The organism is Intestinirhabdus alba (genome assembly GCF_009711095.1).
Classification (GTDB): domain Bacteria; phylum Pseudomonadota; class Gammaproteobacteria; order Enterobacterales; family Enterobacteriaceae; genus Intestinirhabdus; species Intestinirhabdus alba.
Genome location: NZ_WMJZ01000019.1, coordinates 76,660 through 100,898, shown reverse-complemented (window position 1 = coordinate 100,898; position 24,239 = coordinate 76,660). Strand labels below are relative to the sequence as shown.

25 protein-coding genes and 1 pseudogene are annotated in these 24,239 nt (G+C 61.2%); 4 read left to right on the top strand and 22 right to left on the bottom strand.

The genetic code is table 11. From position 1 onward, the window contains the following. Positions 1-496, bottom strand: a pseudogene (locus tag GJV78_RS14430) (hypothetical protein); the annotation flags it as partial. A gap of 516 nt (positions 497-1,012) precedes the next feature. Here GJV78_RS14430 and GJV78_RS14425 point away from each other — a divergent pair. After that, on the top strand, positions 1,013-2,404 hold the full coding sequence (locus GJV78_RS14425; RefSeq protein ID WP_155109023.1) for a hypothetical protein: 1,392 nt from the start codon (positions 1,013-1,015) through the stop codon (positions 2,402-2,404). 3 nt (positions 2,405-2,407) lie between these two features. Further along, complete coding sequence (locus tag GJV78_RS14420; RefSeq protein WP_155109022.1) at positions 2,408-3,406, top strand: SPFH domain-containing protein; 999 nt, start codon at positions 2,408-2,410, stop codon at positions 3,404-3,406. Positions 3,407-3,654: 248 nt separating this feature from the next. Here GJV78_RS14420 and ldtA read toward each other — a convergent pair whose 3' ends face one another. After that, on the bottom strand, positions 3,655-4,587 hold the full coding sequence (gene ldtA, locus GJV78_RS14415) for a L,D-transpeptidase (protein ID WP_155109021.1): 933 nt from the start codon (positions 4,585-4,587) through the stop codon (positions 3,655-3,657). Between the two features lie 316 nt (positions 4,588-4,903). Between ldtA and GJV78_RS14410 the strand changes: the two genes are divergently transcribed. Both GJV78_RS14410 and GJV78_RS14405 read left to right on the top strand, forming a co-directional pair. Continuing rightward, positions 4,904-5,140, top strand: coding sequence for a hypothetical protein (locus GJV78_RS14410; RefSeq protein WP_155109020.1), 237 nt, complete (start codon positions 4,904-4,906; stop codon positions 5,138-5,140). 13 nt (positions 5,141-5,153) lie between these two features. Continuing rightward, a complete protein-coding gene (locus GJV78_RS14405; protein WP_155109019.1) occupies positions 5,154-7,625 on the top strand; it encodes a toll/interleukin-1 receptor domain-containing protein in 2,472 nt (823 codons plus the stop codon). Between the two features lie 51 nt (positions 7,626-7,676). On the opposite strand, the gene cobT is transcribed toward GJV78_RS14405, so the two are convergent. The 20 genes from cobT to GJV78_RS14305 are packed head-to-tail and all read right to left on the bottom strand — an operon-like array spanning position 7,677 to position 24,174. Next, positions 7,677-8,747, bottom strand: a complete 1,071-nt coding sequence (cobT, locus tag GJV78_RS14400; protein ID WP_155109018.1) for a nicotinate-nucleotide--dimethylbenzimidazole phosphoribosyltransferase — start codon at positions 8,745-8,747, stop codon at positions 7,677-7,679. A 25-nt stretch (positions 8,748-8,772) separates the two neighbouring features. Continuing rightward, on the bottom strand, positions 8,773-9,516 hold the full coding sequence (gene cobS, locus GJV78_RS14395; protein ID WP_155109017.1) for an adenosylcobinamide-GDP ribazoletransferase: 744 nt from the start codon (positions 9,514-9,516) through the stop codon (positions 8,773-8,775). Further along, on the bottom strand, positions 9,513-10,058 hold the full coding sequence (gene cobU, locus GJV78_RS14390; RefSeq protein ID WP_155109016.1) for a bifunctional adenosylcobinamide kinase/adenosylcobinamide-phosphate guanylyltransferase: 546 nt from the start codon (positions 10,056-10,058) through the stop codon (positions 9,513-9,515). The genes cobS and cobU overlap by 4 nt, the downstream gene beginning before the upstream one ends. After that, positions 10,052-11,575, bottom strand: a complete 1,524-nt coding sequence (locus GJV78_RS14385) for a cobyric acid synthase (RefSeq protein ID WP_155109015.1) — start codon at positions 11,573-11,575, stop codon at positions 10,052-10,054. The genes cobU and GJV78_RS14385 overlap by 7 nt, the downstream gene beginning before the upstream one ends. Further along, positions 11,572-12,387, bottom strand: coding sequence for an energy-coupling factor ABC transporter ATP-binding protein (locus GJV78_RS14380; protein ID WP_155109014.1), 816 nt, complete (start codon positions 12,385-12,387; stop codon positions 11,572-11,574). Before GJV78_RS14380 ends, GJV78_RS14385 begins: the two co-directional genes overlap by 4 nt. A gap of 8 nt (positions 12,388-12,395) precedes the next feature. Beyond that, positions 12,396-13,073 (bottom strand): energy-coupling factor ABC transporter transmembrane protein, encoded by a 678-nt coding sequence (locus GJV78_RS14375; RefSeq protein ID WP_155109031.1) that lies wholly within the window; start codon positions 13,071-13,073, stop codon positions 12,396-12,398. Beyond that, positions 13,060-13,341 (bottom strand): energy-coupling factor ABC transporter substrate-binding protein, encoded by a 282-nt coding sequence (locus GJV78_RS14370; protein ID WP_155109013.1) that lies wholly within the window; start codon positions 13,339-13,341, stop codon positions 13,060-13,062. Before GJV78_RS14370 ends, GJV78_RS14375 begins: the two co-directional genes overlap by 14 nt. 10 nt (positions 13,342-13,351) lie before the next feature. Beyond that, positions 13,352-14,080: a cobalt ECF transporter S component CbiM gene (gene cbiM / locus GJV78_RS14365; protein WP_155109012.1), complete on the bottom strand. Its 729-nt coding sequence runs from the start codon at positions 14,078-14,080 to the stop codon at positions 13,352-13,354. Then, the gene (locus GJV78_RS14360) at positions 14,077-14,790 is read right to left on the bottom strand and encodes a cobalt-factor II C(20)-methyltransferase (RefSeq protein ID WP_155109011.1); all 714 of its coding nucleotides are present in this window, start codon (positions 14,788-14,790) and stop codon (positions 14,077-14,079) included. The genes cbiM and GJV78_RS14360 overlap by 4 nt, the downstream gene beginning before the upstream one ends. Beyond that, a complete protein-coding gene (gene cbiK / locus GJV78_RS14355) occupies positions 14,787-15,581 on the bottom strand; it encodes a sirohydrochlorin cobaltochelatase (RefSeq protein ID WP_155109010.1) in 795 nt (264 codons plus the stop codon). The genes GJV78_RS14360 and cbiK overlap by 4 nt, the downstream gene beginning before the upstream one ends. A gap of 10 nt (positions 15,582-15,591) precedes the next feature. After that, positions 15,592-16,377, bottom strand: coding sequence for a cobalt-precorrin-6A reductase (locus GJV78_RS14350; RefSeq protein ID WP_167519582.1), 786 nt, complete (start codon positions 16,375-16,377; stop codon positions 15,592-15,594). Next, positions 16,374-17,099: a precorrin-3B C(17)-methyltransferase gene (locus GJV78_RS14345; RefSeq protein ID WP_155109009.1), complete on the bottom strand. Its 726-nt coding sequence runs from the start codon at positions 17,097-17,099 to the stop codon at positions 16,374-16,376. The genes GJV78_RS14350 and GJV78_RS14345 overlap by 4 nt, the downstream gene beginning before the upstream one ends. After that, positions 17,099-18,154 carry a cobalt-precorrin 5A hydrolase gene (gene cbiG / locus GJV78_RS14340; RefSeq protein WP_155109008.1) on the bottom strand — a complete coding sequence of 352 codons (1,056 nt, stop codon included), beginning with the start codon at positions 18,152-18,154 and terminating at the stop codon, positions 17,099-17,101. Before cbiG ends, GJV78_RS14345 begins: the two co-directional genes overlap by 1 nt. After that, positions 18,135-18,908, bottom strand: coding sequence for a cobalt-precorrin-4 methyltransferase (locus GJV78_RS14335; RefSeq protein ID WP_155109007.1), 774 nt, complete (start codon positions 18,906-18,908; stop codon positions 18,135-18,137). The genes cbiG and GJV78_RS14335 overlap by 20 nt, the downstream gene beginning before the upstream one ends. Continuing rightward, the gene (locus GJV78_RS14330) at positions 18,901-19,470 is read right to left on the bottom strand and encodes a decarboxylating cobalt-precorrin-6B (C(15))-methyltransferase (RefSeq protein WP_155109006.1); all 570 of its coding nucleotides are present in this window, start codon (positions 19,468-19,470) and stop codon (positions 18,901-18,903) included. Before GJV78_RS14330 ends, GJV78_RS14335 begins: the two co-directional genes overlap by 8 nt. Next, positions 19,460-20,065, bottom strand: a complete 606-nt coding sequence (locus tag GJV78_RS14325) for a cobalt-precorrin-7 (C(5))-methyltransferase (RefSeq protein ID WP_155109005.1) — start codon at positions 20,063-20,065, stop codon at positions 19,460-19,462. The genes GJV78_RS14330 and GJV78_RS14325 overlap by 11 nt, the downstream gene beginning before the upstream one ends. After that, the gene (gene cbiD, locus GJV78_RS14320; RefSeq protein ID WP_155109004.1) at positions 20,059-21,198 is read right to left on the bottom strand and encodes a cobalt-precorrin-5B (C(1))-methyltransferase CbiD; all 1,140 of its coding nucleotides are present in this window, start codon (positions 21,196-21,198) and stop codon (positions 20,059-20,061) included. The genes GJV78_RS14325 and cbiD overlap by 7 nt, the downstream gene beginning before the upstream one ends. Further along, the gene (locus tag GJV78_RS14315) at positions 21,195-21,827 is read right to left on the bottom strand and encodes a cobalt-precorrin-8 methylmutase (RefSeq protein ID WP_155109003.1); all 633 of its coding nucleotides are present in this window, start codon (positions 21,825-21,827) and stop codon (positions 21,195-21,197) included. The genes cbiD and GJV78_RS14315 overlap by 4 nt, the downstream gene beginning before the upstream one ends. 11 nt (positions 21,828-21,838) lie before the next feature. Continuing rightward, entirely contained in the window at positions 21,839-22,798 is a 960-nt protein-coding gene (gene cbiB / locus GJV78_RS14310) for an adenosylcobinamide-phosphate synthase CbiB (RefSeq protein ID WP_155109002.1), read from the bottom strand. Beyond that, on the bottom strand, positions 22,795-24,174 hold the full coding sequence (locus GJV78_RS14305; protein ID WP_155109001.1) for a cobyrinate a,c-diamide synthase: 1,380 nt from the start codon (positions 24,172-24,174) through the stop codon (positions 22,795-22,797). The genes cbiB and GJV78_RS14305 overlap by 4 nt, the downstream gene beginning before the upstream one ends. Positions 24,175-24,239 lie beyond the last annotated feature (65 nt).

The window sequence follows — 24,239 nt, the reverse complement described above, 5'->3', positions numbered from 1 at the left end:
ATTTATAAAAGGAGCTTCGCTTCCTGGGTTCCGGGATCTCCTCTGCTGGTTTCTTTTTCCTGGCAGTCTGAGCATGTTGGGGAACATCAGTCTCGAAAGCTGGATCAGCTGATGGAACTGCCTGATAAAATGCCATTGCCGCAAAATTAGTATGAGGTTCCTGCTCTTCTCCGGCATCATTACAACCTTCACCACGAAGGCAGGATTTGGCAAAGACACGATTACGCTCACGTTCTTCCGCCAGTCGTTTTTCCTCCGCTTCTCGCTCTGCAACGACTCTGGCTGCGTACTCTTCCCTGGCAACCTCTACGGGATCTCTGCCTCTCCCCGTCCATTTTTCAATTTGCCTTAAAAGCGATGTTTGTAAAAACCAGTGACGATTCAAAGTGTTTAAAATCAAAGCGGTAAAACAGGCTGTTGAGCGCGGCCACTCTGTTTCCAGCGTGACAACACATCTCGCTATTTCCCCCACGCTCTGTATGCCTGGATAAGGCATATGACCTGAATTCCTCAACCAATAAAATCCAGTCAGACTCGTTCGGTAACGTAAAAGTGGTTACACCAGACGTTCTCCAGTCCGCCCCGGGGCGCGCCAGCCCTTGCCCGACCGTTAAAAAACCTCCCATAGCAAAATTCGGAACAGAACGTCCGGACCGCAGGCTTTATCTCATCCAGGGTTTCAAGTAACATCGCCCCGGAAGTGCCGTTAATTGCGTTTTTATCTGCCACTTTCCGGGCGTCGAGCGATGAATTTATCGTGGCAGCCCCACCGGCAGCGCCGATCGCCGCCATCGGGAGGGAATAAACGCAAATCTATAATTTTCATAAATACTAAGGAAGGTTACATGAATATAAATAATTATTTTTTACCGATACCGATATTCAAATCATCCGCATATCGCGCGCTTTTTATTTAATCCCGCGCATCGGTTGGAAAGCGTTCCGCTCTCCTTAAACGTCACTTTTTCTCTGCGGCAGGTGCCTGACGGGGAACCTATGGTTTTATTTCAATATGGCAAAACAGCTAAAAACAATTAAATGTCCGCAATGCGGAAGCACGCAAAAAACAGCGCTTGCAGCCGAACACTATCTTTGTCAGAGCTGTCATAGCGAGTATTATCTGGACAATGACGATATTAACGTTCATATCCGCCATCATGAACCGCCGCCGCATAAAGAATGCCTCCCTGAGGATGAGATCAGGCTGCTGAAGACGCTGGGCCTGATTGTCGTTGGCCTGCTGTTACTGTCCGGCGCGCTGACCCTTTTTTTCCGGTTCGAAAAAGCGGCCATCCCGGTAAAGCACACTTCGTCCAGCACCAGCACTACCGCGTCTCCGACATCGGAGCTAAAAAAGCCGGCCCGCTATACCACATTTGTCTGTTCGTTTTTGCCCCATTCGCAGCAAAAAATCTACCTTTCTGTGGTTGAAAAAGTTTCGGGAAGTGGTGTCCAGCAGCAGGCGGACGATCCAGAAAGCGGCTTCTACGCGGTTTTTACCGATCTTACTACAAAGAAAATTGTAAAAAAGGTGCGCATTAACTCCCACGCCAAAGCGAGATGGGGAACACCCTCGAAGAGCTGGAGTATCCGGGAATTTGCGGATGGCAAAATTTATCTTATTCTACTCCAGCGTGAATTATTTCAGCTGAATAGTGATACGTTGTCGATAGATCCCGTGGGCGAAACGTTTTTTTCCGGCCACAAAGCGTTTCAGTCCGGCATTGCCACCATTGATTTTGTCTCCCACAGCCAGGGCAGCGGCTTTACCATTCTGAGCAATGATGGCAAACGGCTGTACTATTATCCCGTAATTGATAAAGTTTATGCGGGCGATGATGCTATTTATAATGCCAGCCATTTTATGCGCAATCTGCTTCCTGACCACAGCCCGGCAACCCTCTACAAATTTGTTGGGCCGAAGTTCCCTAAGGAAGGGGACAAAAAGGAGTTAATCAAAATTACCTACCTGAATAATAACGGTGGCCCGATATCTATTCCACAGAGATTAAACTGGTATGAGGGCTACGATCCTGAATCAAAAACCTATGTCGGACCAGCGACCAAAATAAGAGTTCTGGATGACGCTGACCGATATCGCATCATTAATTTTAAGAATCTTACCGATCCGGATCGCATCTATTTCTCACCCGTCATTATGTATTATGACCAGAAAAATTTGTTTATTGCCGTAAAAGAAAACGCCAGCCCGGATGCAGCCTATAATCTGCAAAAGCTTGATCCTGATAGCGGCGCGGTACTCTGGACCATCCCTTCGCCGGGAATACAGGATATCTACCCGTTTGACGACGGCTTTTTAATGGAAAAGGACTGCACCCATCTCTACACCATCGATGCCGACGGAAAAACGCAAACCACCTACACGCTGACCTATGAGGAATAATCTATGTTAAGGAATTTATTTAAAAGACAGCTGCCGGGGGTCATCGAGTGGAAAAATCACGATCCCGCGGTTCTTTTCAGCCGGCTGGTCACGCCAACCGATGAAATCAAAAACGCCAGCAAGCTCATTGTCGCCCCCGGACAGGGATGCGTTCTGGTCTATGAAGGAAAAATTATCGATGTGCTCAGTGAACCGGGCATTCACGATCTGAAGACGGCTAACACACCTTTTATTACCTCACTGGCTAGCCTGCTGCGTCGCTTTGAAAGCGAACATAAGCTGTACCTTTACTTCTGGCGACAAACGGAGCAGGTCAACCAGCAGTGGGGAACCTCTTCCCCCGTCAAATATACCGAACCGAACCACCAGCTGCCGATGGAGCTTGGGGCCTACGGAACCTATGCGTTTCGTATTGAGGATGCGCGACTGTTTTTTGAGAATATCGTCGGTAGCCGGGATAGCTTTACGCAGGCGGATCTGCAGAGCATCATTAATTCCCGGATAGCGCCGGAAATCGCCGCTTTACTGGCGCAGGCCGGCTATGCCTACACGCAAATTGACGCGCAGCTCGCCGCCCTCTCCGCACAACTGAAAGCGGCCATCAACCAGATCTATAATGCGCTGGGGCTGCGGCTGACGGATATGCGCATTGCCGGTACGACCTTCAGCGAAGATACGCTGGCGCGCATCAGGCAGCTGGCGCAAATGAAGGTGGAAGCCGCATCGGCCAGCGAAGTCGGACTGGATTACGTCGGGCTGGAAAGGCTGCGTGCGCTGCGGGATGCGGCAAAAAATGAGTCCGGGCTGGCCGCGGCGGGGTTACAGCTGGGGGCCGGGCTGGATCTGGGGAAAACGCTGCTGCAGCCGCAGCAGACCGCTGTCGACACGCAGCAGCAGGAGCCGCAGGCAAAGCTGCGGATGCTAAAAAGCCTGCTCGAAGAAGGCATCCTGACCCAGGAAGAGTTTGATAGCAAAAAGAGAATTATTCTCGACAATCTCTAGGCCGCGTTCCTTCACCGGGCGTGGCGTCGACGCTAAGCTACAAGCGCGTAATCAAGCCTGGCAACACAGAGCACGCGCTTGTGGCTCGCATCCCGCAGGACCGGGGCTATTCAGGGCCGCTGCCGCGCTGCTCGCCGCGCATCGGCAATCACCAGACCTGACGGCTCGCGCCCTGCTCCTGACCTGAATGACCGCCAGGCGAGCCGCGTTCAAACGGCCCGCGACGGCAGCAGCCGGCGGGCCTGGCGCTAAATGCCTCTCTGCCCCGGCGTAATGTTCACCGGCATCCCGGAGCGGCGCTCCAGCGCTTCACGCGCCCGGACGCCGTCCACGCCGTCACCGTTCATCAGCACCCGGGTGACCGGCGTAACCGGCAGCGGCACTCTGTTATCAGATTCAAACTCCGCCCGGTTACGCGACAGCGGTTCGTGCACCTCAACCCAGCGGCTGCCGTCCGGCTCGGTCGTCATCTTCACCGGCCTGTCGATAATCTGCACCCGCGTGCCCACGGGCACGTTGTCGAACAGGTATTTAATATCGTCATTACGCAGGCGAATACAGCCCTGGCTTACCCGAAGCCCGATGCCAAAGTTAGCGTTGGTGCCGTGAATCGCGTACAGCCTGCCGATATAAATGGCGTACAGCCCCATCGGATTATCCGGCCCCGGCGGCACGAATGCAGGCAGGCTTTCGCCGCGCCTGGCATACTCACGCCGGGTGTTTGCGGTGGGCGTCCAGGAGGGGGCTTCCCGCTTACGTTCCACCCTCGTCACCCAGCTGCGCGGCGTTTCGCGGCCGGCCTGCCCGATGCCGATCGGCAGCACCTCAACGGTGTTGCCGCCGGGCGGGTAGTAATAGAGACGCATCTCGGCAACGTTAATCACCACGCCTTCACGCACGGTATCGGGCAAAATAAGCTGCTGCGGCACCACCAGGGTAGAGCCAGAAGCGGGCAGAAACACGTCCACATTTGGGTTTGCCTCAAGCATATTGCTCAGTCCCTGACCGTACTGTGCGGCAAAGGCCTCCAGCGGCTGCGTATTACCGCGCGGGACGGCGATGGTCAGCGGCGTCCCTACCAGGCGGCTACCTTCCGGCGGCAGTGGATAGCTCACCGCCAGCGCGCTGTGGCCGATCAGCAGCATCATAAAAGAGCAAAGCAGTTTCACCGGAGGCAGCATTCTCTATTCCTCTGTTTTAGCCGTAGACAGAAATTATAGCTTTTTTATATTGGGGCACGGCTTTCCCTGCATTTACCGCGGAGTTTATTTGCCAGCTGTATCTTTTGATCTGCGCCAGGCTTTTAATTATGCCCTGAAAATATTAAGAATTATTGCAGGTTAACCTGAAAACACACCGCCCGGTGGTTACAGGCAAAGCGCGCTTTCCCTTCGCAATAAGGCAGGATCCAGAACAGAGCCACTCCAGTTTTCGCCGCGCCATCGCGCCGGGAAAATCCCCCTGCATCTGCCTGAGCGCGCGGTTCACCGAACGTAAATGATTGCATCTGATAAGCCAGCGCCGCCGGTAACAGCACTTAAGGATGAACCCAATGCACCACGCGCATATCACCGGGAAATGATAAATTTATTTTATATTCACGGCATTCAATTTTATCTCTCGCCAGCCCCGAAAAAGCAGATGGTAATTTGCCTTAAAAATAAGTACATTGGTATCGCCCTGAACACGCTGTCATACAGCCCTACACACTTATCATTAATATTTATTTTGTGACACGGAGGCCAGCATGAAAGCTTTTTTATCCCATAACTTTGCCGATAAAGACTTTGTAAAAAAGGTTTATGAACATCTGTCAGCAACTCATGCCATATTTGATGAAAAAACATTCCCGTCTAATGCTTACCTGATTGATGAAATCAGAGAAAGCATGCTTGATTGTGAAATTTTTGTATTGTTTTTATCTAAATCCGCGCTGGCCAGCGGCTGGGTACAGGGGGAAATAAACTTAGCCAAGGAGCTGTTGTTTAACCAGTCGCTTAAAAAGATAATGGTTTTTTTATTAGATGACACAAAATGGAGCGAGTTACCTGAATCTTTTCAACAGTACCGCGCGGAATCGATCCCCAACCCCATTCAGATCGCCATCGCTATTCGCAACGAACTTCAGGCATTAGTAAAAAATCAAACGCAGGAGTGCTATGGGCGGGAGGATGATGTAAAGAAAATTACCGGTGACCTGATCATGATGGAGCAGAACCCGAAATTTCTTTTTCTCAGCGGCCCGGACGGTATCGGAAGAAGAACCTTAGCCCGCGAAGTCTATAAAAAGCTCTATCGTCTGGTAAATGGCTTTATTCAGCTTGATATCGGGGAATTTGCGGATTTAAGCAGTATACACGACTCGCTATTACAATATACTGCCAACTGGAAAGCGGGCGAATATCTTGATCAAAGAAAGTCATTTGATAAGTTAACCGAGCCGAAGCAGCTCGAAAAGCTCAGCGCCATGATTGATAGTATTTGCATCCCCGGCAAGCAGGCACTACTCATTAATATATCCAACTCCAATGTGATCAATGACGATCGCCTGAATGAACTTTTCATTTCCTTTATTACCGCCTTAAATAAGCATTCGTGGCCACTTGTGGTGTTCATCTCTAAAAGAAATGTGGATCTCGACGATCTCAAAGAGGGATACGCCTACCAGGTTTTCCCATTGAGTGAAGATGACTCTATCTACCTGTTCAGAATGCTTATCAATCTTTATAGCGTACATATCCCGAAATCAGAAACACATATTATAGAGCAAAGCGTTATCGGCCATCCGGGTTTAATAAATATGGTGGCAACCTATTTAAAAACCAATCCTGGATATAAAATCAACAAGACGCACGGCACTATTGTTTCAAAGGTCAGAACCGAGGTAAACAGACTCATCCAGGATTTCGTCAAAAATGACGTGAAGCTAGAAAAAGCCATCGGCTTTTTTGGCATGGCCGATATTGTGTCATTTAACGAAGCAAAAGAGATCGGTAAAAGCTGGCCAGACTTTGAGTACGGTTTATCAAAGCTGATTGACTCTGGTTTTTTACAATATCAAAAAAATGATTATCGCCTTTCCACCTATCTGCAAAATGCCGCCTCCAGATATGCGCAGATGTACCGTGCGGAGCTGTTACCGCATATCAAAGTCATCCTGCAAAAATACTCCGAGGTCGACAGCGACACCTACGTCCCCATCGATATTTTAGATGCCAGGATTGTCTCCCATTTAGTGACTGACGAACCCCTCCCCGATTATCTCAAAAACTTTGTCATGCCGATCCAGCTGATTAAGGCCGCAAAGCGACGCTATAATGAAAGGGAATACGCTGACGCTCTGCAGCTGGCGCAAGATGCTAACCAATGGCAAACCAAATTAAGCCCTGAGGGAAAAATTGAGACCTGGCGACTGATCGGGCTCTCCTCCGCCAGAACCGGCAATGAGAAAGCCTTTACCTCATTCAAAGAACAGTACTTAACTATTCCCAACCATCCCAAAAAAGATATCATCTACAATTTTGTCAACGGCTTCAAATACAGACTAAACGGCAGGCTGAAGGATGCGCTGAAGTGCCTGATGAAGATCGAAGAAAAAAGAGATATTGATGCCCATGTATTCCGGGAAATCGCCACAATCTACTCTTTTGATGAACGCTTCGATGAGGCGATATCCTATGCCGACAAAGCGCTGTCGATCGACGTTGATAACCCTTTCATCCTCGACATCAAGGCCTGGGCCTTATTGTCGCTGTATCGTCAGGAACGCACTACCGCATTAGTGAATAAAATAGAAGAGTGTCTGGAAAAATTAAAAATCGCGGATGAACGGAAAAACACCACCTTCTTCCACGTGCGTGAAAAGATGAAAGATGTGCTGGTTGATAATCAAAATATCGCCCTGCTCGATTCGTTATCCAAAAGCACCCAGCTGAATATTCAGCTAAAGATCTCTTTACTGGAAATCTTTTCCGCCAAAGGCCGGAACTATCAGTATGCGGAGCTGCTAAAAGATATTCAGAGCGTTATTAAACGCAAGAAAGACAACAAGATTATTGAGGTTAATCTCGCGAAAGTACAAATCAAGCACGCCATTGAACAGCAGGATTTCCCCGAAGCGGAAAGTCTGCTGAGCCGCTGGGGACACCGTTTTACCGACTATCTGGAGGAAAATCTTAAGAAGGAGATAATGCAGGTCAAAGCGTACTGCAAAAAGTGAGCGACCCGGCTGATGGACGAGCCGCCCACGCTCCGCAGCCGGGCCTGGACGTTACGCGGAGCGGCCCGGCGTCGCCGGCAGCACGATATTGCTGTCGGCAAGCTGCCCCATCGTGTCGTACATCGCGCAGGCCGCCTCGACGATGGGGATTGCCAGCGCCGCTCCGCTGCCTTCGCCCAGGCGCATCTCCATATTGAGGTAAGGCACCAGCCCCAGCTGCGCCAGCGCAATCCGCGCCCCCTTTTCCGCCGAGAGGTGCGACGGGATCAGATAAGGCTTAATTTGCGGGGCGATCCGGCAGGCCGCCAGCGCCGCCGAATAGGAGAGAAAGCCGTCAAGCAGCACCGGCAGCCCGCAGGAGGCGGCCCCCAGCATCACGCCGGCCATGCCCACCAGATCGAACCCGCCAACCTTCGCCAGCACGTCAACGCCGTCCTGCGGATCGGGCCGGTTGACGGCAATGGCCCGCCGTACCACGGCCACCTTATTGCCGATGCGCGACGGCGGCAGGTTAGCGCCGATCCCCACCACCGCTTCGGCATCGCTGCCGGTCAGCACCCCGACGATGGCCGCCGCCGGAGTGGTGTTGGCCATCCCCAGCTCGCCGACGCCAAACAGCGTCACGCCCTGCTGCGCCAGCCCGCGGGTATAGCGCATTACCTGCAGCAGCAGCGCCTCCGCCTGAGAGCGGCTCATCGCCGGGCCGACGGCGATATTGCCGCAGCCGCGGGCCACGCGCATATTCACCACGCCGGGGATCGGATCGGCGTCGATGCCGACGTCAATCACCTGCACCCGCGCCCCCGCCTGGCCGGCCAGCGCGCAGACTCCCGTGGTGCCGCGGGTCATGTTGGCGGCCTGGATGGCGGTCACCGCCTTCGGCGAGATCGCCACTCCCTCATCCCAGACGCCGTGGTCGGCGCACATCACCAGGATCGCCTTTTCACCGACCTGCGGCCGACCGTTCAGCCCCGGCATTCCCGCCAGCTGCACCGCCAGCGCCTCCAGCCGCCCGAGGCTGCCCGGCGGCTTCAGCAGGCCGTCAATATGCCGCTGGGCGCGGGCCATCGCCCCGGCGTCAGGCGCGGGAATAGCATCAAGTAAAGAGGTTAACGTCTGCATAAGGGTCCTCATGGTATTGGCCGACTCACAGCAGAGCCAGCAGGAAGATCAGCTCGCCAAGTTCAATTGCCGCGCCCAGCGTGTCGCCGGTTTGCCCGCCCAGGGTGCGCTTTAACTGCTGTCCGAGGATAAAAATCGCCGCGGCCGCCGCGACCATCGCCACCACGCCACCCATTCCCGGCAGCAGCAGCGCGGCCAGAAGCGCCGCCAGCCCCAGCGTCACGCCCGCCTGTCGGCCGGAAACGTGGCCGATAAAGACGTTTCCCAGCCCCTCCTCCCGGGCGTAGCGATGGCGATACATCAGCAGCACGGCGCATCCGCGACCTACCGCACTGGCCGCCGCCAGCGCGGCCAGCATCGGCGTCCCGCGCAGCGCCAGCTCGCTGATGACCAGCACCTTCGCCAGCAGCACGAAGATCAGCGCCAGCGCGCCGTGGGTGCCGAGGCGGCTGTCGCGCATAATCTCCAGCATCCGCTCCCGGTGGCGCGCGGAGAAAACGCCGTCGCAGGTGTCCGCCAGGCCGTCCAGATGAAAACCGCCGGTCAGCAGCGCCAGCGTCAGCACGCAGAACAGCGCCGCCAGCGGCACGCCGCACCACGCCTGAAGAATAACAAACGCCAGCCCGCTCAGGCCGCCGAGCAGCAGCCCCACCAGCGGAAAGGTGACGATACCGCGGGAGTAATGCTCAAAGTCCAGCCCCCGGGTCCAGCGGACGGGGACCGGCAGACGGCTGATAAATCCCAGCATCGCCCAGAACCGTACGATCATTTAATTTTCACTCCAATGCCGGACACCACCAGCCAGACCTCGTCCGCCGCCGTCGCCAGCCGCTGGTTGACCCGCCCGGCGATGTCGCGAAAATGGCGCGCCAGGCGGTTTTCCGGCACGATGCCCATCCCCACCTCGTTGGTCACCAGCACGACCCGCGCCGGACAGCGCCGGCAGGCGGCGATCAGCCTGTCGATCTCGTCGTCGACCGCCCGCTCCAGCGCCGCAAAATCCCACGTCTGCGGATCGCTTTCGCCGCCGAAGGCAAACAGCAGGTTGGTGACCATGGTGGTGATACACTCCAGCAGAACGGCCTCGTCGGGATCGCCCTCCGCCGCGATCAGCGCGTCCAGCTGCCGCCAGCGCTCGGCGGTACGCCAGTGCGCCGGGCGGCCGTCGCGATGGTGGCGAACGCGGGCGGCCATTTCGTCATCCAGAATTTGCGAGGTGGCGATGTAAAGCACCCGCGGCGCGTCGGCTAACAGCGCTTCGGCATGGCGGCTTTTGCCGCTGCGCGCGCCGCCGGTAACAAGGGTCAGCATAAAGGCTCCTGATGCTGCTGCATGATGGTATAAATTTTCGCCATGTCGATATGCTGTCGCATGGCCTCCGCCAGCAGATCGAACTGCTGCGCCTTATAGTGCGCGTACTGAAAGGCCAGATCCAGCGGCGGCAGCCCTTTGCGCTGCCGCAGGCCGTTCACCAGGGCGCGGGTGAAGTTGTCGCTGTCGAACAGGCCGTGCAGATAGGTGCCGAACGCCAGCCCGTCAGCGCTGACCGCGCCGTCGGCCACCCGCTGGCCGTTCTTCTGCAGCGCCAGCGCGCTGCGGCACGCCTCCCGCAGCGTCGTTTCGCCCATGTGGATCTCATAGCCGCTCACCGCTATTCCGGAGGCGGCCGCCAGCCATCCGGGCAGCGCATCCGCAAGCGTCGCCGTCGCCCGGGTGGTGGTTTTATGGTGGGCAAAGCGGGTGACGGTATCGAGCAGCCCCAGCCCTGGCCGGGTGCCGAGGCCCGACTCCACCTCGTCAATGATGGTTTCGCCAAGCATCTGGTAGCCGCCGCAGATGCCCATTACCGGCACCTTGCGACGGTGCGCCTGCAGCACGGCGTGGGCCATCCCGCTCTCCTGCAGCCAGGTCAGATCGCCCAGGGTGTTCTTGCTGCCGGGCAGGATCAGCAGATCGGCCTCCGCCAGCTCCTCCGGCCGACGCACGTAGCGCACCCGCACGTCCGGCTGCGCCGCCAGCGCGTTAAAGTCGGTGAAGTTGGCAATATGCGGCACCTGCACCACCGCGATGTCGATGTCGCGATGGTCCCGGCGCGGGTACTTGCCCTTTTGCAGGGCGACGCCGTCCTCATCCTCCAGATCGACGTCCAGCCACGGCATCACCCCCAGCACCGGCACCCCGGTCAGCGCCTCGATCTGCTCGATGCCGGAGTAGAGCAGCGCCACGTCGCCGCGAAACTTATTGACGATCACCCCTTTGACCCGCGCCCGCTCGCGCTCGTGCAGCAGCGCCAGGGTGCCATAGATCGAGGCGAACACCCCGCCCCGGTCGATATCCGCCACCAGGATCACCGGGCAGCGGGCCATCTCCGCCATCCCCATATTAACGATGTCGCGATCGCGCAGGTTGATCTCCGCCGGGCTGCCCGCCCCCTCCAGTACCAGCACGTCATACTGCCGCGCCAGGTCGTGATAGACGGCGAGGATCTGTTCGCGCAGCCGCGGCTTGTACTGGTGATAGCTCACCGCGTCCATGTCGGTCGCCACCTTGCCCATCAGCACCACCTGCGCCTTACGGTCGCTGGTGGGCTTGAGCAGCACCGGGTTCATCCGCACGTCCGGAACGATGCCCGCCGCCTCCGCCTGGAAAATCTGCGCCCGCCCCATCTCTTTGCCGTCCGGCGTGATGCCGGAGTTGAGCGCCATGTTCTGCGACTTAAACGGTGCAACGCGCAGGCCGTCCTGCGCAAAAATCCGGCACAGCCCGGCCACCAGCACGCTCTTGCCGACGTCCGACGCCGTCCCCTGCAGCATAATCGCCTGGGTCATGACCTCTCCTTCCGCGCCTCCCGGCGCATACGCTGAAAAAATTCATCTTCGGTTTTGCACAGCGGCAGGCCCGCCTGCGCGTGCAGTTTCACCAGCCAGGGCTGGGTCAGCCCGGCGTCGGCAATCAGTTCGCTACGGGCGAACACCGCCCCCGGCTCGCCGTGGGCCAGCACCTCGCCGTGGCCCAGCACATAAACGGTGTCGCTGACCTCATAGATCAGATCGATATCGTGGCTGGAGATCACCACATGGTTCCCCTGGGCCACGATGCGCCGGATAATTTCAATCATCTGCGCGCGTCCGGCCGGATCGAGGCCCGCCGTCGGCTCGTCGAGCAGCAGGTACTCCGCCTGCAGCACCAGCGCCCCGGCAAGGGCCACGCGCTTTTTCTGCCCGTGGCTTAAGCACTGGATCGGTCGGTGGCGGAAGGCGTGGGCGTCAACCAGCGTCAGGGCCTCCTCCACCCGGCGGGCAATCTCCGCCTCCGCCACCCCCAGGTTGCGCAGGCTGAAGGCGATATCGCTGTCGATATCGGTATAAAAAATTTGCCGATCGGGGTCCTGAAACAGGGTCGCCACCCGCTGGCGCAGGGCCAGCAGACCACGCCTGCCGTAGTCCAGCGGCTTTCCCTGCCACAGCACCGCGCCCCGCTGCGGGCGCAGCAGGCCGCTGAGATTCATAAACAGCGTGGACTTTCCGCAGCCGTTCGCCCCCACCAGCCCGGTGACGGCGTGTGCGGAAAAGTCCAGCGTCAGCCCCTTAAGCACCTGCTCGTCCTGATAGCGAAACCAGAGATCGGTGGTGGCAAGCATGTGGTTCCTTACAGGTGAAAGTCACCCTGATACAGTTTGACGTCAAGCACGGTGGTCATCTGCTGGTAGCGGATCAGCACCCGGGTAAACAGCAGCCCCACCAGCATCGCCAGCGAGCGATAGCCGTTCGGCAGGCTGCGGTAGCCAAAGCGCAGCGTCTGGGCGCGATGAATGGCCAGCGCTTCGTCCAGCAAAATAAAGATAAAGCGCCAGGTCAGCAGGATCTGCTCGGTGAGCAGCCTCGGCACCCGCGCCCGCTTCAGCAGCGCGATCAGCTGCGGAAACGGCAGGTTCAGCACCAGCCAGAGGGTCGCCGCCAGCGCCGCCAGGCTGCGCCAGAAGGTCTCGACGGCGGTGGTCATGCCCGACGCGGCGATCCCCAGCCAGTAATGGCCCACCGGCACTGCCGCCAGCAGGGCGTGCGGATCGCGGCTGACGCTGAACAGAATGGTCGCCACGCCGATCAGCAGAAAGCCGAACGGCAGCGCCATCCAGCGGCACCAGCGCAGCAAAGAGATGCGCAGCAGCCAGCAGGTCAGCCCGGCGGTAAGCGCCAGCTCGATGCCCTGCCCCAGCGGCGGCAGGACAAAGGCCAGCACCATCAGCGTCAGCCAGAGCAGAAATTTACGCTCCGGGGCGACGCGCAGCCAGCGGCTCCGGTAGCTGAGCCGATCAAGTCCGGTCATCACAACGCTGTCTGCCCCTCGCGTAGCCGAGAATGTAAAAAATCACCGCCGCCCCAAGGGAGCCCTGCAGCGTAAACAGCAGGCTCTCAACTTCGCCGCTGGCCGGTTCATACAGCGGCTGGAACCAGGGCTGGTAGTGCGGCGCGATGACCTGGATCTGGCTCTCCGCCTCGCCGTCCGACCCGCCATATTCACCGCCGTGGTTAATGAAAAACGGCAGTACGATCAGCGCCACCACCATCGCCAGAAGTATCAGCGTCTTTTTCATCTTCGCCTCCTTATGCGGCAATCAGCCGTCGTTTGGTCAGCTGGTCATAGATCATTACCGTCAGCAGCCCCTCGGCGATGGCGATGGGGAACTGCGTCAGACAGAAAATGCCCATAAACTTGACGATGGAGGCGGCAGCCCCCGCCTGCGGGTCCGGAAAGGCCGCGCCCAGCTGCAGCGAGGTGACAAAATAGGTCGCCAGATCCGCCAGCATGGCGCAGAGGAAGACGCCAACGTCGCGGCGCAGCCCCACCCGGCAGGCGATCCGCCACGCGGCGTAGCCGACCAGCGGCCCAATCACCGCCATCGACATCCCGTTGGCCCCAAGGGTGGTCAGCCCGCCGTGCGCCAGCAGCAGCGCCTGGAACAGCAGCACAATCGCGCCAAGAACCGACACAATCCCCGGCCCGAACAGAATGACCGCCAGCCCCACCCCGGTCGGGTGGGAGCAACTGCCGGTGACGGAGGGGATCTTCAGCGCCGACAGGACGAAGATAAAGGCTCCGCACAGGGCCAGCAGCACCTTCTGATGGCTGTCTTCCAGCACAATGCGCCGCAGGCACACCAGCCCGTACCACAGGCAGGGTAAAAACAGCAGCCACCAGGCCAGCGCCCACATCGGCGGCAGAAAGCCCTCCATAATGTGCATCGCAAAGGCCTGCTCCGGGATAACCATCAGCAGCAGCGCCGCCGCCAGGCCGCTCAGCGACAGCCGTTTCAGCCGTTGTTCACTCTTCATTGCTCACTCTCCAGACGTTTATTGACCAGAATGGTTGAGAAATAGGGCAGCGGCCGCTCATCGCTGACCTCATCCAGATTGCGCCAGCACTGCTCGCCGGGCAGCGTGGCCTCGGACATCATCAGCGCGCGATCCAGCAGCCCGGCCTCTCTGAGCAGCGCCTTAATGCGCGGGAAGCGGCCGTAAACCTTCATCAGCACCAGGCTGTCGTGCTGCGCCAGCGCCCGGGCGATGTCCGCCTCCGGCGCGGTGCAGGAGACCACCGCCAGCGACTGCTGCTCCATGGCCAGCGGGGTCTGCGAGCGCGCGGCGATGGCGGCGAAGGAGGTGACGCCGGGGACGATCTCCAGCCACTCCTGCCGCCCGATGCGCTGCAGCAGAAAAACCCAGGTGCTGAAGAGCATGGCGTCGCCGAGGGTAATAAAGCCAACCTGCTTTCCGGACGCCACCTCCGCCGCCAGCTCGTCGGCGACCGCGTTCCACACCGCCTCTTTCTCCGCACCGTCGGCGCTCATCGGAAAGTGGCGGCAGCGCACCTCAGTGCGCTCGCCGAGATAGTCGCGCACGATGGACAGCGCCAGGCTGTCGCCGCCCTTGCGACCGGCCGGCGCGTAGAGAATATCCAGCGCCCCCAGCACCCTGGCGGCGCGAACGGTAATCAGGTCCGCCGCGCCCGGCCCGGTGCTCAGGGCATAGAGTCTGCCGCTCATGCCGCCGCCTCCATCGCCGCGCTCAGGGCCTGGCGCAGGTGGGCCACGAACATCGCGCGCACCGCCGGGTTCTCCCCCAGGCCACTCAGCCACGGCGTCGCCGGGATGCCCGCGGCGTTGAAGCGGGTTTTCCATGAATCCTCTTCGTCCGAAGCCATGTCGTTAATGGCGTGGTCCCCGGCCACCAGCATCAGCGGCATCAGGTGGACGGCGCTAACCCCCTCCCTGCTCAGGCCGTCGATCAGGATATCCACCTCCGGGTAGCTCTCCACCGCCCCGACCCGCGCCGGAAACCCCTGGGCGGTCATCATATGATCGAGGCAGGCGTAGGCCGCAAAGGCGTGATGGCTGGCCCCGTGGCCCATAAACACCACCTTCTCCGATGCCGCCAGCGGCGGCATCTGCTGGCGCAGAGCCTGCATCAGCTGCGCGTAGTCGTCATGGCTGCTGAGCAGCGGCGCGCCGAGCGTCAGGCGGGCGAAGCGCGGGCGCATTTCCTGCACTTCGCGAACGATCTTTTCATACTCATCGCCGTTGATAATGTGCAGCGACTGGATCGCCACGTCCCGGTAGCCCAGGTCGGCAAGCCGCTGTAGCGCCTGCAGCGGCGTGTCGATATGAATGCCGTCGCGCCGCTCCAGCTTGCGGATAATCATGCCGGAGGTGAAGGCCCGGAACAGATCGCGATCCGGGCAGCTGGCCGCCAGCTCGCGCTCGCAGGCCACAATATTTTTCTCACAGGTGTCGTGATAGCTGGTGCCAAAGCTGACCACCAGAAGCGCTTTTTTCATTGTTTACTCCTTAAGTGGCGGCCAGCCAGCGCGCAAGGCGCTGCTCAAATGCCGCCAGACTTTCCAGTAATTCTTCGCCCGTCACCCCAGACGCCGGGCGCGCGATGACGATGCAGGGAATGCCCGCATCCAGACAGGGCTGTACTTTCTCCCGGTAGCCCCCTTCGGCACCGGAGGCTTTGGTCACCACCACGTCAGCCCGGCACTGGCGGTAAAAGGCGGCGTTGAACTCAGCGCTGAACGGCCCGCACAGGGCGAAGATCTCTCCGACGCCAAAGCCAAGCCCGGCGCACTGTGCTATCACCTCGGGAACCGGCAGCACCCGCGCCAGCAGCGTTTTTTCCGCCAGCCCGGCGCGCCAGCGCGCCAGATCCTTGCTGCCGGTGGTCAGCAGCACCCGTTCGCCGAGGGGGCGCGCCGTTTCGCAGGCTTCCTCTATACTGCGGACGTAAAACAGCAGCGGGTGGCGTAGCCCGCTCAGCTGATCCGGACGCTGATAGCGGCTCAGCGGCACCCCCGCCGTTGCGCAGGCCCGCCGTATGTTGTCGCTCACCGCCTCGGCGTAGGGATGCGAGGCGTCAATTACCCAGCGGGTACGGTTAGCCTTCAGCCAGGCGATCATCTCTTCCCGCTCCAGCCGCCCGCAGCGCACCCGCCCCTGAATATCGCCCGCCAGCTGCTCTCCGGTCGGCGTCGCCACCGACAGGGTGTAGCCGACCTTCGCCTCATCAAGCAGCCGACACAGCGCCCGGGCGTCGCTGGTGCCGCCGAACACCAGCACCTCGCCGTGGTTCACAGCGCGTAGCCCCGTGGGGTGATCATCAGACCATCCTGCACATAGGTGGCTTTGTTGCCGACGATCACCAGGCTGGTCATATCCACCGGTTCAAAATCCATCCCGCCCAGGGTGGTCAGCCACTTCTCCTGCTTTTTACGCCCGGCCGCCTTTACCACGCCCACCGGAGTGCGGGCGCTTTTGCTGGCGGAAAGCAGCTCAAAGGCGCGCGCCAGATGGCCTTCGCGACCGCGGCTACGGGGGTTGTAAAAGCAGATCACGAAGTCGGCTTCGCCGGCGGCGATAATGCGCTTTTCGATAACCGGCCAGGGGGTAAGCAGATCGCTTAAGCTGATATGGCAAAAGTCGTGCATCAGCGGCGCGCCCAGCAGCGAGGCGGCGGCGATACTGGCTGTCATGCCGGGGATCAGGCGCACCTCCACGTCAAGCTTCTGCCTGCTGACCAGCTCCAGCACCAGGCCCGCCATGCCGTAAATTCCGGCGTCGCCGCTGCTGATCAGCGCCACGTTATGGCCGGCCTGCGCCAGCTCAATGGCCGCCTGGCAGCGCTCAATCTCCTTGCACATGCCGGTTTTGATCACCTGCTTGTCGCCGGTGAAGGCCTTTACCAGGTGAGTGTAAGTTTTATAGCCGACCACGATCTCCGCCGCCTGCAGCGCCTCCACGGCCTCCATGGTCATCATCGCCTGCGAGCCAGGGCCAATTCCAATTACGCTTAACATCAGTGTGCTACTCCCAAAGTAATGGTGACGCCCTGTTCGCGCAGGGTCTCGCCGGACAGTTTTCCGTGACTCAGCAGCCAGGCCGCCGGTCCGGAAACGCTTCCCGTCCCGACCGTTTTACGCACGAAGGGGGATACCGGAAAACGGTGCTCATGCTCACGCAGCGCGTCAGCGGTAAAGGTTTCAAAAGGCACCCGCCAGCAGGAGGCCAGTTGAACCAGACCCGGCTCGTCCTTTTTCAGTGAGACGCTGCCGATGGCCTTCAGCGCCAGCGGGTCATAGCGCTGGGCCGCCAGCTGGCGCGCCAGCAGCGCGGCCAGCAGCGGAAACGGCGTATCGCGGCGGCAGCCGATGCCGGCCACCACCCGCTGCGGCACCAGCTTCCAGTGGCGCAGCGGAATCGTCGGCAGCTCGCTGCGCAGGGTGACGCAGATCAGCGCGTCCAGCTCCGGCAGCCGTTCAAGATCGGCCACGGTGATAAATCCGCGCCGGTCGCAGCGGCGGACCTCTTCGTCCAGCTCCGCGTCCCACCACAGGCCGACGCGCTGCCCGCTGACCAGCATCTGATTGACGATTTTTACCGCCGCGCGCAGGTCGTTCATCCGCGCGTCAAGCTGGAAGGCCAGGGTGTCCAGCGCCGCCATCTCGTTAACGTCGGTGGCGGTGGTGATCACCGGATCGGCCCCCAGCATCCCCGCCAGATAGCGGGTCAGCGCGTTCGCGCCCCCCGCGTGGCCGGAGAGCAGGCTGATAACGTGCTGCCCGCGCTCGTCGATGACCACCACCGCCGGATCGCTGAACTTGTCGTTGACCAGCGGAGCCAGCACCCGCACCGCAATGCCGGTGGCACCAATAAAAATCAGCGCCGAGTAGCTGGCGAACGCCTCGCGGGCGCAGTTGGCGAAGCCGTTCTCAAAGGGAAGAAACCCCTCCTCCAGCAGCTTTTCGCTGGTGAAGCAGGTAACCGGCAGCATCGCCGCCAGCCGCTTCGCCAGCGCAACGCCGCCGGGGGTCAGGCAGAACAGGGCGATGGATTCAGGCTTTACGGTATTCATGGCTAAAATCCGCGGCATAGAGTCGTGAGTAGTGATACTCATCCCCGAGGAAATTCCCGACCAGAATGAGCGCCGTTTTGCGGATCCCCGCGTCGCGCACCCGGTCGCCGATATCGGCCAGGGTGCCCCGGACGGTCTGGCTCTCCGGCCAGGTCGCCTTATAAATCACCGCCACCGGCGTGGTCGCCGGATAGCCGCCCTCAATCAGGCGCTCCGCCACCCGGTGAATACGCTGGACGGAGAGGTAGATGGCCATAGAGGTCTGATGGCTGGCGAAGGACTCCAGCTGTTCGCGGGCCGGCACCGGCGTGCGCCCCTCCAGGCGGGTAATAATCAGGCTCTGGGAAACCTCCGGGACGGTGTACTCCACGCCCAGCTCCGCCGCCGCGCCTAAAAACGCGCTGACGCCCGGCACCACCCGCCAGGGAATGCCGCGCCGGGCCAGCTCCTCGCCCTGCTCGCGCACCGAACCGTACAGCGAAACGTCCCCGGTCTGTAAACGCACCACCGTTTTCCCGGCTTTGACGCCGGTCTCCATCAGGTCGAGAATTTGCTCCAGATGCAGCGTTGCGCTGTCGTGCAGCTCGGCCCCCGGCGGGCAGTATTCCAGCAGCGCGGTGTTAATCAGCGATCCGGCGTAAATCACCACCTGAGCCTGCTGCAGCAGGCGATAGCCCTTGAGGGTAATCAGCTCGCGGTCGCCCGGCCCTGCGCCGACAAACCATACGCAGCGGGGATCAAAGGTCTCAGACATCGTTCTCTTCCTTCTGACAGGCGATAACAAAAACGGGATTATTCGGTTTGAAGTAGTGGCCGCTGCCGAGCGCGTTAAGCGATGAGACCTGCAGTTGCAGGCAGTCAACGTCCGGCACGCCGAGCTGCGCCAGATGCGCCAGGGCGACGGCGAGATTCTCCTGCAGGATAAAGGTCATCACCAGCCGACCGCCGGGGCGCAGCTGGTTCAGCGACCAGTCGATAAGCGCCGTCAGGCTACCGCCGCTGCCGCCCATAAAGATGGCGTCGGCCCTTTCGGCCACCGCCACCGGGGCCGCCTCCGGCACAATCTCGATATTGCCGCAGGCGAAGCGCCGACGGTTCTCCTCAAGCAGGCGCAGCGCGGCGGGATTGCGCTCGATGGCCGTCACCCGCAGGGCGGGATAGTGCAGCGCCGCCTCAATGGAGACGCTGCCGGTGCCCGCGCCGATATCAATCAGGTGACCGGCCCGGTGCAGCTCCAGCCTGGCCAGCGCCAGCGCGCGCACCGCCTCTTTGGTCATCGGCACCTTCTCGCCGCGCAGAAAAAGCTCATCTTTCATCCAGGATCACCACTGCGTTCATGTCGTATTGGTCGTTAACCTCGCTGACCGGCAGCCAGCGGATCCGTTCGTTGTCCATCGCCAGGTTTTCACCGATCACCATCCAGCAGTGGCCCTTGCCGCGTGCCGCCAGCCCGGCGGCGATCTCCCGCGGCCCGCAGCGGGCGTCGGTGACCATGCCCACCTTGCGATGGCGCGCCAGCTCGTCAAAGCTGACGCTGCGGCCGTGGCTGCTGGTCAGCCACATCTCGTTCATGTCGATGCCCGCCCGGGCGCAGAGATACTGCACCGCGCTGATGCCGGGGATAATGCGCACCCGCTGGCGGCCAAAGTGGGCCACGATCCGCGTGCCGATGCCGTAAAACAGCGGATCGCCGGAGGCGAGGATCGCCACCGTTTTATCCTGCCGCGCCTCCAGCCAGGCCAGCAGCTGCGGAATATTGGCCCCGAGGGCGAACCGCTCGCCGCCGAACGCCGGAAACTGCGCCAGGTGTCGGCTGCCCCCCACCAGCGCCTGGGCCTCCGCCACCGCCTGCCGCGCGGCGGGGGTCATCAGGTGCAGCCCCGCCGGCCCCATTCCCACCACGGTCAGCATTGCATCTCCCGGACGATTTCAGGGAGCGGTCGGCTGCTGCCCAGCACCTCGTTGTCAAAGGAGAACATGATGGCGTCGCAGGTGGGCGGGGTGCGGGTAAAGCGCAGCATCTGCCCGACCCGCAGACAGATGCGCCCGGCCAGCACGTCATAGATATGCTGGAAGCCGAACGCCGCGATGTGCTCCATCGCCGCCTCGGTGGTATCGCAGTCGGCGACCAGGGCCAGCAGCTCCGGCGGCGCGCCGTGCAGGGCCAGGTGCGCCACCAGGATCTCCATCCGCGCATCGGCAATATGGCTGTGGGTGTGAAAGATCCCGGCGGCGATTTTAATCAGCTTGCCCGGGTGGCCGACCAGCACGATCTGGCGGTATCCCAGACGCACCGCCTCCTCGATCATGTAGCCGACAAAGTTGCTCATAGTGACCACCACATCACCCTCAATGCCCAGCCGTTGGCGAACGAAGCGCTCCCCGTGGTTGCCCGGCACCAGCACCACCCGCTCCAGCCCGGCGGCGCGCTTGATCTCCAGCTCCAGCGACAGCGAGCGCTTCCAGCTCTCCTCCGACATCGGCGTAACGATGCCGGTGGTGCCGATAATCGAGATACCGCCGAGAATGCCGAGCCGCGAGTTGTAGGTTTTTTGCGCCCGCGCCTCGCCCTCCGGGGCGAAGATCTCCACCTCCGCGCCCCGGGTCGGGCCGATGGCCTCCCGCACCGCCATTTCAATGGTCTGGCGCGGAGTACGGTTGATGGCCGCGCTGCCCACCGGCAGGCCGACCCCCTTGCGCGTGACGGTGCCGACGCCTTCGCCGCCCGTCAGGGTTATTGCGCCGCTGTCGTTCAGGGTGACGCGGGCGAAAATCAGCATACCGTGGGTGGCGTCCACGTCGTCGCCGCCGTCCTTGCGGATTGCGGCAATCGCCTGCTGGCCCTCAATGTGCGGCGACTCAACGCTGAGGTTGAGGGTAACCCCCGACGGGGTGACGATGGACACCTGATGGATCAGATGCTGGCGCAGCACCATCAGCGCCGCCACTTTCGCCGCCGCCGTGGCGCAGGAGCCGGTGGTGTACCCCTTACGCAGCGCCTTGCCGTGGTGCCAGACCGGGGCGTCAAAGGCTGGCTGGCTCATCGCGCCCCCTGCAGGTGATAGAGGATGGCGTTGACGATGGCCGCCGCCACGTTGCTGCCGCCCTTGCGCCCCAGCGCCGCGACGGCGGGCAGGCCGCTGCGCGTCAGGGCCTCCTTGGACTCCGCCGCGCCGACAAACCCCACCGGCACGCCCACCACGCCGCTGACCGCCACGTCGTGCTCCAGCAGCCGGAACAGCGCCGTCGGCGCGTTGCCGAAGACAAACAGCTTCTCGCCCGCTTCGTTAACGGCGATATCCACCGCCGCCATCGAGCGGGTGATCCCCTGCGCCTTCGCCTGCGCCACCACCCGCGGATCGCTGATATAGCAGCGGCACTCGCCGCCGAACGTCGCCAGCAGCGTCTTGTTGATACCGGAGAGCGCCATGGTGGTGTCGGTATAGATAACGCCGGGACGGCTCAGGGCCGCGCAAAGCCGCTGCAGGGCGTCGTCGGAAAACCAGAGGATATCCAGCCACTCAAAATCGGCGGTGGTGTGGATCACCCGCTTGATAATCGCCTCGTGCAGCGGGCTGGCGAACCGGTATTCCGGGCGGGTTTCACTGACGATCTCGCCGATGATGTCGAAGCTTTTGGCCTCAATGGCCCGGGGCTGCTGAATGTAATGCATGATCGTTATCCTCAGAGCGCGCCAGCCGCCAGCCACCGCGCCGCCATAAACAGCGCCAGGGCCAGGGTTGATGCCACCCACATCAGTCGAATCGTTTGTGAAATATCATCTACGGCGATATCGCGCCGGGCGTCGCCGATCCACGGTTTCTCCACGCGCTCGCCAAAATAGTCGTTAGGGCCGCCGAGCCGGATGCCTAACGCCCCGGCCACCGGTGCCTCCGCCCAGGCGCAGTTGGGGCTGCTGTGGCGATAGCGGTCGCGCCAGCCGATGCGCAGCGCCGCCGCGCCGTCGTTGCGGCATAAAAACGCCGCCGCGCTCAGCAGCAGCCAGCCCAGGCGGGCCGGAATAAAATTGGCCGCGTCGTCCAGCCGGGCGCTGACCATGCCGATGGCGCGGTATTTTTCATGCTTGTAGCCCACCATCGAGTCGAGGGTGTTGACCGCCTTGTAGGCCATCGCCAGCGGTGCCCCACCGATCGCCAGGTAAAACAGCGGGGCGATAACGCCGTCCACGCTGTTTTCCGCGACGGTTTCCACCACCGCCCGGTTAATCTGCTCAGGCCGCAGCTGCGAAGTGTCGCGCCCGACGATCCAGGAGAGTTTTTCCCGGCTGGCCGCGAGATCGCCCTGGCGCAGCGGGCGCTCCACTTCGCGGGCGGCGTCGGCCAGGCAGCGCCCGGCCAGCACGGTGAAGATCATCCACACCTCCACCGCCCAGCCGAGCCACGGATGCAGCGACCGCGCCAGCGCCAGAACGCCCCAGGCGACCGCCCACGTCAGCCCCACCACCACCAGCCACAGCGCGCCGCCGCCGAGGCGCAGCGCCCGGTCGCTGCGGCAGCAGCGGCGAACGGCGCGCTGCACGACGCCGATCAGGCTGCCGATCCAGCGCACCGGATGCGGCCAGCCCTGGGGATCGCCGATAAGCAGATCCAGCAGCCAGGCGAGGCCCCACGCCAACAGCGTCATAGCGCCGCCCTCGCCGCCGCCAGCCAGTGGCGCAGCATCCGCGGCCGCTGGGCAAAGTGGACGTGCAGATAGCTGGCGAAGGCGCTGCCGGCCTGCCAGCCGCCGGACCACGCCTGCAGCGTGACGCCGTCGCGTACCTTACGGCAGTCCAGCACCGCCGGAGTGGCCGGCTGAAAATCGGAGTAGTGGAACTCATGGCCGCGCAGCACCTCGCCGGCGGCGGCCAGCAGGGTCTGCTGCCGGGCCAGGGCTTCGCAGTAGCCAAAGCGGGTCAGCCGTTTGCCCATCGTGCTGTGGCCGGGAATGATGTCGGCCATCGGCCAGCGGCGTCCGTCGGCGTCGGTCAGGCTGCTGCCGAGGTACATCAGCCCGCCGCATTCGGCGTAGATCGCCACGCCGCGCCGGTGCGCCGCGCGCAGCTGCTCCAGCATGGCGCTGTTGCCGGCAAGCTTCGCGGCGTGCAGCTCCGGGTAGCCGCCCCCCAGCCAGATCATCTGGCAGGCGGGCAGCTGGCGATCGCGCAGGGGGCTGAAACGCACCACGTTAACGCCGGTTCGCTCCAGCAGCGCCACGTTGTCGGGATAGTAAAAGTTGAAGGCCTCGTCATCGGCCAGCGCCAGGGTCAGGCCTGCGCCCTCATCCGCGGCGGGCAGCTCGGGCCAGGCCCCCTGCGGCAGGGAGGTCAGCCGGCTCAGGGCCAGCAGGCGGTCGATGTCCAGCGTCTGCTCAAGGGTGTCGGCGAACATCTGCCACGCCGGCTGGCTGACCAGCGACTCCCGGGCGGTCACCAGCCCAAGATGACGCTCCGGCAGCGCCACCCCCTCCACGCGCGGGACGTAGCCCAGCACCGGCAGGTCGCAGTATTTTTCAATGGCCGTTTTCAGCAGCCGGTAGTGCGAGGCGCTGTTGACGCGGTTCACGATCGCGCCGACGATATTCAGGGAGGGATCGAAGTGGCAAAAGCCCATCACCGTGGCGGCGACGGAGGTGGAGACGGCCCTGCCGTCCACCAGCAGGATAACCGGGCAGCCGAGCTGTTTCGCCATGGCGGCGGTGCTGCAGTAGTTCGGGTCGGTGCCGTAGCCGTCGTACAGCCCCATCACCCCTTCGATCACCGCGATATCCGCCTGCTGCATCTGCTCGCAGAACAGGGCGTTGAGGGTCGGTTCGGGTAGCATAAAGCCGTCGAGGTTGCGGGAGGGGGTGCCGCACAGGGCGGTATGCCAGCCGCTATCCAGGTAGTCGGGGCCTACCTTGCAGGGCTGGACCCGCAGCCCGCGTCTCTTCAGCAGGCTCAGCAACCCGAGCGTTACGGTGGTTTTACCGCAGCCGCTGCCGGTGCCTGCAACAATAAACGCGCGATGCTCTGCTGCCATTACCCTGATCCTGTTCAGGGTGGTAGGGGTGTAAACGCGCCCGGTCCTGCGACCGCCCGCATCTG